Below are 12,666 nucleotides of genomic sequence, written 5' to 3' on the forward strand. Positions count from 1 at the left end.
CGACAAGGGCGGTCGATCCGGGCTTTGTTGTCCGGACCGGGGAACTCGAATCATGGCCTGTAGCAGCGGCTTCGAGCGCCGGCGGGCATGAGTCGCTTTCGCCGCTCCGGCGTTGACGACTTCACTGGGACCCGCAGCTCGACGCCTCACGGGGATCGAGCCGGCCACAGGAAACACACACGTGCTGGGAACGACATATCCGCTTTCGGGGTCTGCACGCACAAGCGGATCGCTCGCAGCGTGTATTCGGCGCCGGTGTCGGGGAGCGCGCCCAGCACGAGATCACTTGGAGGAATGGAATGTTGAAGAAGTTGAGGATGGCGGGGATCTCGGCGGCCGTGCTGATCGGCATGCCGGTGGGGATCTCCATGCTGGCTGTTGGGGCCCCGGCGAACGCGGTAACCGCCGCTGAATACTGCTATGCGAGCGGTGGCGAGGTAGTGGTGCGGTACAACCAAGAAAATGGCAATCGGTACGAGCTGTGCCAGGGCGGCAACCTCGACGGGTGGATCCTCGGGCAGCCGCTGGCGCGATAGCTGATTCTCCGGGCCGGAGTGAGAACTCGGCATCTCTCTGCCGACCATGTGCTCCGGCCCGTCGTCCCACCGAAAACCACAGGCTTCGTCGCGGAGCCGAAGCTCCCGATCCGTTGTACGCCTGGAGGGGAAGGCCATGTCCTCGTTCAACTACACCAATGACGATGGCAAGAGAGTTGATGGCGCCAACCCGAAAGGAGCGCAGGCTGATTCGAATGCCATAGTCGCTCGAGCCCTCAAATTTCATGTTGCTTCCCAGCACATCGATGTGTCCGATGTGGAGATCGCATTCGACGGCGCAACAGGAATCGTCACGCTGTCCGGTTCGGTGCCCTACGCAAGCACCAAGAACAATCTGGTGTGGGCGATCGGCAACGTGGCAGGAGTAGCTGCTGTCGACGCCAACAACCTTGACGTGTGCGTTCAATAGCGGCGGTGCCCCAACGGGGGTGACCACTCACGACTGGTCGAACCGGCAATTCCCACCGCCGGTGCGTTAGGACACGATGACCCGCCGACCAGGTTGAAGTCCCAGGCACCGCGAATGCGGCATGCCCGGTCATCGGCGTTGCGGTCGATGCCGAACTTGGTGGCCAGCTGCACCTGATCCCGGCGGCCGTGGACGGCCCGACCCACCAATACCTCGTTGTGCCCGCTGCGTAGGCGCCGGCGGTGTCCAGGAACCTAATGCCCAGCTCGAGGGCTCGGTCGATGGTGGCCACGCCGCCATCCCAATCGGCGGCGCCGTGCTCTCGCTCATCCCCATGCACCCCAGACCCATCGCGCTGACGGTAAGACCGGGCGAGCCGAGCGTGATTCGAGGGATCATGCGCGGATACTCCTCCTGCCCGGCGGACCGAGCCGATACCTCGAGGGACGAGAACGCCTCCGACACTAGGACTTTGAGTGCACTCCAAGTCAAACCGGAGGACCAGCCCCGCCCGGCCGCAACCCGTAGCCGCGACGGCGTGGTCGGAGGGTCCGGGCGAGCCAGGATCGCTCAAACCGATGGGCGTGCATCGAGGACATCGCGGTCACCGCGAGGCGACCAAGGCGGCCGCGACGAGCACACGCTCGTCGGCAGTTCAGTGCGTGTGGTCGACCTCAGATGATCTCTGCCCATGGATCTTGCGCGGTGAGGGTCAGGATCACCGCGATGAGCGCGAGCGGGCTGATCGCGACGCCGAGCATGACCGAGGAACTGGCCCACGGCTTCGCCCATGACCGAGCCCCGGGCAGTAGCTGATCGAGTACTGATTGCAATTGTTGACCATCCGTGCGGCCGATCACGCGATTGAGTCGATGGTTCGAACACACGGACTCGCGGCGAGTGATTCAGGGCACACGCGGGGAGATTCGCCTATCAGGCCATACATGCATTGCTCGCCGCTCCGGGTCTTATTACAGTGAGACTGCAATAACGGACGAACAGAAGGCGATCACCATGAATTTCCCGATCATCAATCTCGGCTCCGCGACGCTCGATCTGGCCGCCACGGTCACGCAACTGGCAGCGAACTTCACCTACCTGATGCAGTCCTGGGGCTCGATGTGAGGCCGAATCGATATCGCGAGTCGTCCACTTCGGCGACCCGTTCCATGACAGCCTTCATAGCTAGAAGATAGCTATGACTTTGGTGACTGGGGTGACTATGCACGACACCGAACAGCGATCCACAGCGGCCGAGATGTGGGGCAAGTTCCGGGCGCTGGGTGGCCCGCAGCATCTGCTCGACGGGGCGGCACCCGCGATCGGCTTCCTGCTCGGGTACGCCGCGGCGAATGCCAAGATCGGGGTGCTGGTCGCGCTCGGGGTCGCCGGACTGATCTCGCTCTACCGGCTGGTGAAGGGGGACTCGGTCAAGGTCGTGTCCGCCTCGCTTGCCGTGGTCGTGGTGTTCTCGCTGTTCGTGGGGATCACGGGCGAGGGCCGAGGGTTCTATCTGCCCGACTTGATCGTCTGCGCCGTCGCCACGCTGGCGTTCGGTCTCAGCATGCTCACCGGCCGCCCGCTCAGCCATTGGGCATGCCGCAAGCTCGGGTTGGAACGTGCCTTCGAGCACGACCCCGCCGCCCGAGTCCGGCTGCACCGCAAGGTGTCTGCGGTCTGGTTCGCGTTCTGGGCCGTGCATCTGCTGATCATGGTGCCGCTGTATGTGGCCAACAAGGTCGTGGTGCTCGGCACCGTGGCCCTGGTGCTCGGAAAACCCGCGCTGGTGGTCATGCTCGCGGTCACGTGGCTGTGGGTGCGCCACCGCCCACGCGACCGAGTCCTGTCACCTTCGGGCGCGATGGCGGACGATCGGGTGATCTCGTGACCTCCGAAGCGGCGGACGCGCCGACCGTTCCGGTCGACTACCGCTTCACCCTCGCCAATGAGCGCACCTTTCTGGCGTGGATCCGTACGGCGCTGGGCTTGCTGGCCGGTGGTGTCGCGGTGCACACGCTCGTGCAGCCGTTTCACCACGCCGGTGTGCGGCGGGCGCTGGCGACCAGTTGCATCGCGCTCGCGATCATCGTCTCGCTCGGCGCCCTCCGGCACTGGAAGGGGATCCGGGACGCGATGAATCGCGGTGCGCCACTGCGGGAGACGCGCATGGTGCCCATCCTGGCCTTCGGCATCGCGGCGGTATCGGTATTCGCCGCAGTAGCGGTGTTGTGACCGTGACCGCACCCACCTTCGCGGAGGAGCGGACCGCGCTGTCGTGGCGGCGGACCGCGGTGGCGGCGATGGGCACCGCGGCCCTGTTCGTCCATCACGCGGTCGCCACCAGCTGGCACGGTGCGAGCGCGGCACCGCTGGGCGCGGCCGTCACCCTGATGGCCTTGACGCTCATCGCAATCCAGCGCAGTCGGGCACTCGCGGGCGGCAGCGACAGTGACGGCGCACAGCACATCGCCCTCGCCACATCGGCGGTCACTGGAGTGGGAATCGTCGCCCTCGTGATCGCCCTGACCTACCCGTCGATTCGATAGGCCCGTTGCCCAGTAGACCCGTTGGCCCAGTACGGAAGTGACGATCGCCGGGAAGCTCTCGGCGGGACAGGAGACACGTAGTGAGCACCTCGACCGACCCGAGTCAGTACATCCTCGACCAGCAGCAACGCGCGAGCGCGGAGCTGCCCTTCGCCGACACCACCGATCAGCAGGACGCCGATCGCGGATTCCTGGCCGCGCTCGAACCCGGGGTCGTACAGGACGCCGACGGGAATGTGGTGTGGGACAACGACTCCTACGCGTTCCTCAACGGGTCGTGCCCGGCATCGGTGCACCCGAGCCTGTGGCGACAGTCCGGGCTCAACATCCGCCAGGGTCTCTACGAGGTCACCGAGGGGATCTATCAGATCCGCGGACTCGACCTGTCGAACATGACCCTGATCGAAGGCACGACCGGGGTGATCGTCATCGACCCGCTGATCTCCGCCGAGACCGCCAAGGCTGGACTCGACCTCTACCGCGCGCACCGCGGCGACAAGCCGGTGACCGGATTGATCTACACCCATTCCCATGTCGATCATTTCGGTGGGGCTCTGGGCGTGACCACGCAGGACGATGTGGACGCGGGCCGCTGCCCGGTCATCGCGCCCGCCGGATTCCTCGAACACGCTGTCGCCGAAAACGTCTACGCCGGAACCGCTATGGCGCGCCGCGCCGCCTACATGTACGGCGCGGCCCTGCCCCGCGGCCCGAAGGGACAGGTGGGCGCCGGCCTGGGCCAGACGACCTCGACCGGCACCGTCACCCTCATCGCTCCGACGCTCGACATCACCGCCACCGGCCAGCAGGAGACGGTCGACGGCGTGCGCATCGTCTTCCAGATCACCCCCGGCACCGAAGCGCCCTCGGAGATGAATTTCTACTTCCCCGACCACCGGGCACTGTGCATGGCCGAGAACGCCACCCACACCCTGCACAATCTGCTGACCCTGCGCGGTGCGCTGGTGCGCGACCCGCACGTGTGGTCGCAGTATCTGACCGAGTCGATCAATCTGTTCGGCTACGACTCCGATGTCGTATTCGCCTCACACCACTGGCCGACCTGGGGCACCGAACGGTTGGTGGAATACCTTGCCCAGCAACGAGATCTGTACGCCTACCTGCACGATCAGACACTGCGCAAACTCAATCAGGGTTATGTCGGTTCCGAGATCGCCGAGACCATCGAACTACCGCCCGCCATCGCCGGGGCATGGCACACGCACGGCTACTACGGGTCGGTCAGCCACAACGTGAAAGCGATCTACCAGCGCTACATGGGCTGGTTCGACGGCAACCCCGCGCACCTGTGGGAGCATCCGCCGGTCGAATCCGCTACCCGGCATGTGGAATTCATGGGCGGCGCCGAGGACGTGCTGCGCAAAGCACGTATCGCGTTCGACAACGGCGACTACCGCTGGGTCGCCCAGGTGGTCAACTATGTCATCTTCGCCGACCCGACCAACCACGCGGCGAAAACCCTGCTGGCCAGCACCTACGACCAGCTCGGCTACGGCGCGGAGAACGCCACCTGGCGCAACTTCTTCCTCATGGGCGCCTACGAGCTGCGCAACGGCAGTGTCGGCACTCCCACCAAGGCCAGTTCACCGACCATGATGGCCGCGCTGACCGTCGAGCAGGTCTTCGACGCCCTGTCGCTGCGCCTGGATGGGCCGAAGGCTTGGCACGAAAAGGCGCTCAGCGACTGGACTTTCACCGACGAGAACCGCACCCACCGCCTGGAACTACGCAACGGGGTACTCATCCACTTCGACCACCCGGGAGGCGACAAGCTGCCGCCCGCCGAGGTGACCTTCACCCTCACTCGCGCCACCCTCATCGGTGTCCTGCTCGGCGGCCGAGACCTCGGCGACGCCGTGCGGTCCGGTGCGATCACCATCGCCGGTGACGCCCAGAGCTTCGTCAAACTGGCGGGCCTGTTCGATCAACCCGATCCGGGTTTCGCCATCGTCACCCCGGAGTAGCCCAGCAATGACGCTTCATCCCGCCTCAGGGCTTGGGAGCCGAGGGCGCGGTGGCCGGATCCTGGCAGTACAGGGCCGGCCCCGTGCACGGCGAGAGAATGGTCGAGAAGTATTGGAACGCAGACCAAGCCAGGATCGGGCCGCCGACGGTGATCAGGCCACCGACCGCCCCGATCGGGCCCAAGGTGCCCATACCCACCAGGCAGCCGATCGCCGCACCCGGCAGCAGGCCCGTGAGCAGGGTGGCGACACCGACCGCCGTCGCACCGACAGCCGCACCGAGCAGGCATCCCGCGCCGCCGCCGACAATCGCACCCAGCACCGCGCTGGTCACGCTGCCGATGCCCGCCCTCTGGCCCAGGGCGAGCAACGCCTGCTGGTCACGGATATTGAAGGATTCGGCCACAGAGTCCAGCTTCGAGGCCGGCACCACGTCCGCGGGGCCCACCGCATCGACCACCGCGACACCGTTCGCGCGTGCCGGTGTGAGAGTGGCGGTGTCACCGTCGATGCGCAGATCGATCGGGTACGCGGTCGCGTCCATCCGGTACGACAACGGAATCGAGGCCGCCACAACACCGCCGGCATCCGTGATCAGCAGTTGACCGTCGGCGGCCGACAACCGCGCTCCGGGCGCGCTCAGTACAGCGGAGTCTCCGGACCTGTTCACCGTGTAGTGGATCGCTGCCGCTTCGACCGAATCCGGTGTGGCAGTGGCGGATCCGGCGCCCAGGCCGACGGCGGCGATGACCGGCAATGCGACAACGGTGAGAGTCCGAGACCTCATGCGATGACCTTCCTATGTGCTGCCGGTCACCTTCGTTCCGACCGGCTGCGACTATGGTGCGCATCACATCGACGCCGGTCCGCAATCTGCAGCAAAGAGAAAAACGACGCCAGTGATATGCGGGAATTGAGATGCGAGAACCACACAGCCAGCTAGACGAACTCGATTACCTGCTGATCACCGCGCTGCAAGTCGCGCCCCGAGCGGACTGGCAGGCCATCGGCGACGCTCTCGGCATCGACGCCACCACCGCCGCGCGGCGCTGGAGCCGCCTCGAACAGGCGGGCAACGCCTGGATGGCTTGTCGCGCGACGCGACTCGAGGACCGCGGTGTGCAGGCGGCCTTGATCGAGGTCGACTGCGCACCCGACCGCGTTCACGAGATCGCGCGGATCATCGGCAACGACTCACATGTGCTCAACCTCGAACACGTCTCCGGTCGCCGCAGCATGCTGGTGACCGCGATCGTGGCAGACCTGGCACAACTGGCCCGCTACCGAGACCTGCGACTGGCCCGAATCCCGGGGGTGGTCGGCCTCAGCGCGGACATTCTGGTGGTCGTCCACTCCTCCCCCGGTCAATGGCGGTTGGACCGAGTCGACGAATCCAAGCTGAAACGGGCGAACCAGCCGGATCGGACCCGACCCGATCACCTGCCGACCCGCGCTATCCAGCCGCGCGATATGGAGTTGGCGCGCGCGATCTCCGATGATCCCCGCGCCTCGCTGTCGCGCCTCGCCACGCGCACCGGGCTGTCCACGCCCACCGTGCGACGACGGCTGGCGGCCATCGAAGCGGACGGCGCGCTCACCTACCGGATCGAAGTCGCGCGCGTGGTATCCGGCTGGCCGATCGGCGCCCACCTTTGGTGCGCGACCGGCCCCGCAGACACCACCCGGATAGCACGAGAACTCGCACAGCTCAGGGAAACTCGCCTCTGCGCCGAACTGACCGGCACCCACAACCTACTGCTGCAGGTGTGGCTGCGCTCGGTCGCCGACCTCGCCGACTTCGAAAAACGCCTCGCCGACCGATTCCCCGCACTCACCATCGCCGACCGCGCCGTCACCATGTGGCCGGTCAAACTCGGCGGCCACCTGCTCGACCCCCAGGGCCGCCACCTGCGCGGTGTACCACTGCGACTCTGGGAAGACACCGAATTCAACGCACACGAACTCGACACGGTCACACGCTTGGCCAGCCCATCACTCGGCTGACCGATCCCAACACACCGAAACCCCCTACCCCACCACAAGCCGGTAAAACCACTCCGGCTCATACCCCTGAACGACCGACATGTCGCCCGAGCGTTCGTACGAAGATCGGCCAGGAGGCGCGCCCGATGGTCGCTTTACCCCACCCTCCGCGTTCGAGTGATCCTGCGCGGATCCTCCTCCTGCCCGGCGGACCGGGCCGATACCTCGAGGGACAAGAACTCCTCCGACACCAGGACGTTGAGTTGCACTCCAAGTCAAGCCGAAGGACCAGCCCGCCCGGCCACAACCCGTAGCCGCGAAGACAGCGTGATCGGAAGGTCCGGCTCAGCAAGGTTCACTCAAACCGACACGCCTGGTCCGTACGGGCCGGAAGGTGGTGTGACCCCAGGAGATATCGGATGTTGATGAGTCATGGATCGAGATAGGCTGATCGCCGATTTCGCCACGATCGCTGGCACAGCGGAGAAAGGTGCCCCTAGTGCATGACAGAGAGCGCATCGTCGGTGAGCTGCGAGCCCGGGCTGAAAGCGGACAGTCTCCAGCTGAAGTGGGCACGTGGCTGGTGGGAGAGGTGGGGTCAACCCCCAACATTCAGCTCGCCACCTATCTGTTTCATGCCTTCGAAATCTCCTTGAAGTCTCTCAAAGAGTCGTCGATCTGGGTTGGCCTCGGACGCGGCGGCACGATGACAGATGCTGAACTCAACCAACTGTTCAGCCCACTCGTTCCTCGATCCGCCGACCGCGAACTGACGCAGAACCCGGACGGCTCCTGGAGTAACTGACGGTTCTTTCGGCGCCAGTGGCTATCGTGAGGCCGACCTCAGATCGCCGCTGCCGGTTGATCTTCCGCTGCTTCGCGCTCGATCGTTCGGTCAGCGCGGTATGCGGTGCGGGTTCAGGCGGTTATCGCAACACTTGGTCGAGTGCTTCTGATGGTGTGCGGAATCCGAGGGTCTGTCTGGGTCGTCGGTTGAGTTCATCGGCGATGGTGCCGAGGTCGTGCTGGGTGTAGTGGCGTGGGTCGGTGGCGACCGCGCAATCCAGCCCGAGGTCGAAGCCCGGTTGTTTGCTTACGCTCCTGTGCGATGTAGTCACCGAAGGTGCGGATGCGGCGCTGACGGTTGTCTTGACAGCCGACATCGCTCGGGTTCTCCGCTTTCTCTTCGACCGAGCGCGGAGTCACCCGTGAGTCGACCGTCTGCCCGCGCACCTCGACCACGGATCGACGGCGCGTAGACGGCACCGGAGTCCGCTTGCCGGACAGTGATTCTCGGACTCCCCGAGGGTGGTACCCGTGTTTCCAATCGGCACGATGTCGGATCTGGAGCTGCGAGCAGAGTTCGCGCCAGCGAATCCGAACCTCACAGTCGCGTCAGTAATAGTCGCCGTGGCGGTAGTCCCTGGACGGGAAGATTTCACCCGGCGCGCTCGATTCACCTATCAGTTGATACGTCGAACTCGACTGGGGGACTTCATGACCACCGCCGAAATCACGTCCACTACCACCGATCCGCTGGGTCTCGCCGAGAAGACGGCGCTCGTCCTGGGTGCCGACAACATCACCGAATGCCTCACCTTCGGGCGGATCTCCGGCCGCAACGCGGCAGCCGAACCGATCGCCGCGAGGTGGTCATGACCGACGTCGACGCGCGACGAACCCTCACCGCGCGCGAACGCGCGACCAAGGTCGCGATGTACATCGGCGCGGGCATGGGACCGCTGGGAGGGACCGTCGTCTCGCCCATGCTGCCGAACATCGCGCACTCCTTGCATTCGACCACCTCCGGCGCCGCGACATCACTGACCGCATACTTCGTCCCTTTCGCCGCCGCCCAACTCGTATCGGGCACACTCGGCGAACGGTGGGGCCGGCGCCGTACCGCACGTCTGGCCTTCCTGGCCTACGCGCTCGGAGCGCTGATCTGCGCGATCGCCCCGAACCTCACCCTGTTCATGATCGCCCGCGTCGCGATGGGCACCGCCAACGCCTTCACCACCCCGCTGCTGCTGGCCGCACTGGCCGACCTCGTACCCGCCGCCCGCCTGAGCCGAGCGGTCGGGCTGTTCTCCAGCTGCCTCGCCGCCGGGCAATCCTTCGCCCCACTCGTGGGAGGACTGGCCGCGGCCCGCGGCTGGCAATGGGCATTCGTGGTCGTCGCGGTGGTCGCGCTCGCGCTGGCGACACTGCCGCCCGCAGGAGATCCACGCCCCGGCGTCGACGCGCCCCCGTTCCGCCGCCTGTTCACCCCCACGATCGGCTTCCTGTCACTCGGGGCATTCATGTCGTACTTCGGTGCCTCCTCGATTCCCTTCCTCGTCGCGCTCTACGCCGAAAACCAGCTCCACATCGGCCAATCCAGCACCGGCGCACTGCTGTTGGGATTCGGCCTGGCCGGACTGCTACTGGGCACATTGTGGGGACGCCTCACCGACCGCTTCGGCGCCGTGCCCTGCGGTGTCATCGCCACCGCGGTGACCGCGGTGTTCGTTGCCCTGGTCGGATTCAGCCACGGCCCCGCCCAACTGGCACTGCTGTGGACACTGGCCGGATGCGGCGCGTCGATGATCGTCGTCGTCATCCAAAACCTCACCGTGCGAACACAACCCGACAACCGTGCCGGCGCACTCTCGGTCGTGTCCGCGCTGCGCTTCAGCGGCGCGGCCCTGTCGCCCGTACTGCTGCTACCCATCTACACCCACACACCCTCGGGCGCATTCCTCACCGCCGCAATCGCGGTGCTCATCACCGCACCGAGCCTGCTGCTCATGCCCCGCCCGAACACCAGCACCCGCCCCGCGCTGCTGAAGGAATCAGCATGACCGCCAACACCCAAAACCGCGGCGCCAGGACGCCGCGAGCTCGGTCCGAGTGAGTTCGTCGGCACAGACTCGATACCGACCTCCGGAAGCCTGCGTCGAGGTCGGGAAGGGTGGTCGATTCGGCCTTCGTTCCCCGGACCGGAGAACTCGAATCATGGCCTGTAGCAGCAGTTTCGCGGGCTTGGGGGGATGAGTCGCTTTCGCCGTCGCAGCGTTGACGACTTCACTGGGACCTGCGGTTCGACGCCCCACGGGGATCGGGCCGGACGAAGGAAACACCCCCGTGCTGGGAACGGCGTATCCGCTGTCCGGGGGCTGCACGCACGAGCGGATCGCTCGCGACGTGTGCGCGGCGCCGATGTCGCGGAGCGCGCTCAGCACGAGATCATCGGGAGGAATGAAATGTTGCAGAAGTTGATGACGGCGGGGCCCGCAGCGTGGTCTGGTCGAAACGACAAGGGGGAGAAGACGATGAGAATCTTCATGAGCACCGCCGTGATCGGTGCCGTCGCTGCGGCGGTCATCGGATCGGGCGCGTCGGCGTCCGCGTCGGCGACACCGATCGTGCATACCCCATGTCCTCGCAGCGAGGCGATGCACCCGACGTGGGATGTGAACACCGGCAAACCGGTTATCTGCGTCAACACCGGCGTCAGTGGGTTCATGTGGGTGCCCGACGCCACCCGCTGATCCAAGGTCTGCGCGGGTTTGCGCGGCCGTGACGCACTCGTAGCGGGAAGTCCGATACCGCGAACTCCTAGCCAATCGCGGCCAGCGATCTCCATGATCTCTGGTGCGCCGGGGCTCGCGTACCGCGCCTCGATGTCTTGGCAACGAGGCTGCCAGTAGAGTGCGTTCCGCCGACCTCGGATCGGCTCAGTCCGTGGATCTTCCGAGGGAACGCCCTCATTGTTCAGGTGCGCCGGTGGCTGTCACCAGGCCACCGGCGACCGCTCGCATCCAGAGGGTGTGATGCCATTCGTTGGCGTCGGGTTCCGGCTTGGTTGTCACTGCGGGATTGGGCCCAGTTTCGATGAGATGCAGCAGAGTCCACGCGAGGCCGTAAAACAATCGTCCGGTCCAAGACATGGACCAGCGCGGCTTCCTCGCCGGTGACCGGACCGGTTATCGCTTCGAGCTGGGCCTGGCGGTACGAGATTTGATCCTCGCTGGCAACGGAATCCGGTAGGGCGCCCGCGGCGACTTCAACTGTCACACCGTCAGCGTGCCGGATCCGACATCAGCCGATGACAACGTGAACCATTCGGCATGTGGGCTCGCACCACGCCTGCAGGGCCGGGAGCCGAGACCACAGCACCCGACCCTGCCGCCAGGCGGTCGAGCCGTTAGGCCTGCACCGAGGTCCACTGTTCGGCAGGTGCGCGCCCGGGTATCGGCTTGCCGATAAGTGCCAGCGGCACAAAGAAATTCACCTGGCCGATGACCATCGCCAATGTGGCCAGGGCGGCGTGGTCGTAGTGCTCGGCAGCATGGGCGTAGAGGTCGTCGGGAACCCGCTCCCCCTGCGCCGCCGGTTGCAGAACCGCCTCAACCAAGGCCAGCGCGGCCCGCTCGGGTTCGGTGAAGTACGGAGCATCGCGCCATGTCGCGACCGCGGCGATGCGTTCTTCGGTGTCGCCGGCCGAACGCAGCGTGCCCGTGTGCAAGATCGCCAGGTATGTGCTGCCGACGATTTGACCGGCTCGCAGCTGGACCAAACCGATCGTGGTGCGTGGGATCGCTCCGTTGCCGGTGGCCTTGAACAGCGCGGCGCCGACCTCACCGAGCGCCGGGACGAGCTGTTGCGGGTTGGGCAGTCGCGAGCCGATTTCCGGGGATGTTGTGGTTGCCATGATGAATTTCCTTCTCTTGTAGTGAATTTCGGAGGTCAGCAGTACCGGAGGCGCTCATCCGCGTATGTCGCGCGCACGGCGGATCCGCGGGAGATCGCTTGCGGCAGCCAGGCGCGGGCGGCAAAGGTCGAGGCCGCGAACAGCACCGGCATCGCCCATCTGTCGGGGCCGTCACCGGCCGCCAGATGTGAGACGGCGGCGCCGCCGTAGACGAAAACCAGTCCGGCGTAAGCCCATTCCTTCGCCGGGGAATGCCCCGGGGTCAAGATGGTGGCCAATGCGGCGGTTTTCGCGGCACCGAGGATGGTGGCGAAGTACATCGGATAGCCCAGGTGGTCGAAAGTGTCACGGACATACGGGATTCGGGCGAGGTCCCAATAGGCGCCGACCGCGGTTTCGGCCAGCACGGCGGTCACGGGGACCCAGCGTGCGAGCCGTACTCCGCGTGAACGCGCCAATGAGGAAATGCGAGTGGGCATGAAGTGCTCCT

General features: G+C 65.8%; 16 protein-coding genes. 11 read left to right on the forward strand and 5 right to left on the reverse strand.

What is annotated here, in order from left to right; all coding sequences use genetic code 11:
• Nucleotides 1-299: 299 nt before the first annotated feature.
• Entirely contained in the window at nucleotides 300-536 is a 237-nt protein-coding gene (locus ACFC4D_RS22345) for a hypothetical protein (protein ID WP_376066100.1), read from the forward strand.
• Between the two features lie 136 nt (nucleotides 537-672).
• Nucleotides 673-966, forward strand: a complete 294-nt coding sequence (locus ACFC4D_RS22350) for a BON domain-containing protein (RefSeq protein ID WP_376066102.1) — start codon at nucleotides 673-675, stop codon at nucleotides 964-966.
• Here ACFC4D_RS22350 and ACFC4D_RS22355 read toward each other — a convergent pair.
• Both ACFC4D_RS22355 and ACFC4D_RS22360 read right to left on the reverse strand, forming a co-directional pair.
• Complete coding sequence (locus ACFC4D_RS22355) at nucleotides 960-1,172, reverse strand: hypothetical protein (protein ID WP_376066104.1); 213 nt, start codon at nucleotides 1,170-1,172, stop codon at nucleotides 960-962. The genes ACFC4D_RS22350 and ACFC4D_RS22355 overlap by 7 nt on opposite strands.
• A 468-nt stretch (nucleotides 1,173-1,640) precedes the next feature.
• Nucleotides 1,641-1,799 carry a hypothetical protein gene (locus tag ACFC4D_RS22360; protein WP_376066105.1) on the reverse strand — a complete coding sequence of 53 codons (159 nt, stop codon included), beginning with the start codon at nucleotides 1,797-1,799 and terminating at the stop codon, nucleotides 1,641-1,643.
• Nucleotides 1,800-2,164: 365 nt separating this feature from the next.
• On the opposite strand from ACFC4D_RS22360, the gene ACFC4D_RS22365 reads away from it, so the two are divergent.
• From ACFC4D_RS22365 to ACFC4D_RS22380, 4 genes are all read left to right on the forward strand, one after another.
• Entirely contained in the window at nucleotides 2,165-2,854 is a 690-nt protein-coding gene (locus ACFC4D_RS22365; protein WP_376066107.1) for a DUF3159 domain-containing protein, read from the forward strand.
• Nucleotides 2,851-3,198 (forward strand): YidH family protein, encoded by a 348-nt coding sequence (locus ACFC4D_RS22370; RefSeq protein ID WP_376066110.1) that lies wholly within the window; start codon nucleotides 2,851-2,853, stop codon nucleotides 3,196-3,198. The genes ACFC4D_RS22365 and ACFC4D_RS22370 overlap by 4 nt, the downstream gene beginning before the upstream one ends.
• 2 nt (nucleotides 3,199-3,200) lie before the next feature.
• The gene (locus ACFC4D_RS22375; protein WP_376066113.1) at nucleotides 3,201-3,512 is read left to right on the forward strand and encodes a DUF202 domain-containing protein; all 312 of its coding nucleotides are present in this window, start codon (nucleotides 3,201-3,203) and stop codon (nucleotides 3,510-3,512) included.
• Nucleotides 3,513-3,592: 80 nt separating this feature from the next.
• Nucleotides 3,593-5,497: an alkyl/aryl-sulfatase gene (locus ACFC4D_RS22380; protein WP_376066116.1), complete on the forward strand. Its 1,905-nt coding sequence runs from the start codon at nucleotides 3,593-3,595 to the stop codon at nucleotides 5,495-5,497.
• A 25-nt stretch (nucleotides 5,498-5,522) separates the two neighbouring features.
• Here the strand turns inward: ACFC4D_RS22380 and ACFC4D_RS22385 are convergent, their stop codons facing one another.
• A complete protein-coding gene (locus ACFC4D_RS22385; protein WP_376066118.1) occupies nucleotides 5,523-6,284 on the reverse strand; it encodes a hypothetical protein in 762 nt (253 codons plus the stop codon).
• Nucleotides 6,285-6,415: 131 nt separating this feature from the next.
• On the opposite strand from ACFC4D_RS22385, the gene ACFC4D_RS22390 reads away from it, so the two are divergent.
• The 5 genes from ACFC4D_RS22390 to ACFC4D_RS22410 all read left to right on the forward strand — a co-directional run bounded on the left by ACFC4D_RS22390 (nucleotide 6,416) and on the right by ACFC4D_RS22410 (nucleotide 11,013).
• Entirely contained in the window at nucleotides 6,416-7,501 is a 1,086-nt protein-coding gene (locus tag ACFC4D_RS22390) for an Lrp/AsnC family transcriptional regulator (RefSeq protein WP_376066121.1), read from the forward strand.
• Between the two features lie 478 nt (nucleotides 7,502-7,979).
• On the forward strand, nucleotides 7,980-8,285 hold the full coding sequence (locus ACFC4D_RS22395; RefSeq protein WP_376066124.1) for a hypothetical protein: 306 nt from the start codon (nucleotides 7,980-7,982) through the stop codon (nucleotides 8,283-8,285).
• Between the two features lie 692 nt (nucleotides 8,286-8,977).
• A complete protein-coding gene (locus ACFC4D_RS22400) occupies nucleotides 8,978-9,139 on the forward strand; it encodes a hypothetical protein (protein ID WP_376066127.1) in 162 nt (53 codons plus the stop codon).
• Entirely contained in the window at nucleotides 9,136-10,323 is a 1,188-nt protein-coding gene (locus ACFC4D_RS22405) for an MFS transporter (RefSeq protein WP_376066130.1), read from the forward strand. The genes ACFC4D_RS22400 and ACFC4D_RS22405 overlap by 4 nt, the downstream gene beginning before the upstream one ends.
• A gap of 402 nt (nucleotides 10,324-10,725) precedes the next feature.
• Nucleotides 10,726-11,013, forward strand: coding sequence for a hypothetical protein (locus tag ACFC4D_RS22410; RefSeq protein WP_376066132.1), 288 nt, complete (start codon nucleotides 10,726-10,728; stop codon nucleotides 11,011-11,013).
• A gap of 656 nt (nucleotides 11,014-11,669) precedes the next feature.
• Here the strand turns inward: ACFC4D_RS22410 and ACFC4D_RS22415 are convergent.
• Nucleotides 11,670-12,176, reverse strand: a complete 507-nt coding sequence (locus ACFC4D_RS22415) for a carboxymuconolactone decarboxylase family protein (protein WP_376066134.1) — start codon at nucleotides 12,174-12,176, stop codon at nucleotides 11,670-11,672.
• 35 nt (nucleotides 12,177-12,211) lie between these two features.
• Nucleotides 12,212-12,655, reverse strand: coding sequence for a DoxX family protein (locus ACFC4D_RS22420; RefSeq protein WP_376066135.1), 444 nt, complete (start codon nucleotides 12,653-12,655; stop codon nucleotides 12,212-12,214).
• Nucleotides 12,656-12,666: the final 11 nt, after the last annotated feature.

This window comes from Nocardia sp. NPDC056000, assembly GCF_042269265.1.
Taxonomy (GTDB): Bacteria; Actinomycetota; Actinomycetes; order Mycobacteriales; family Mycobacteriaceae; genus Nocardia.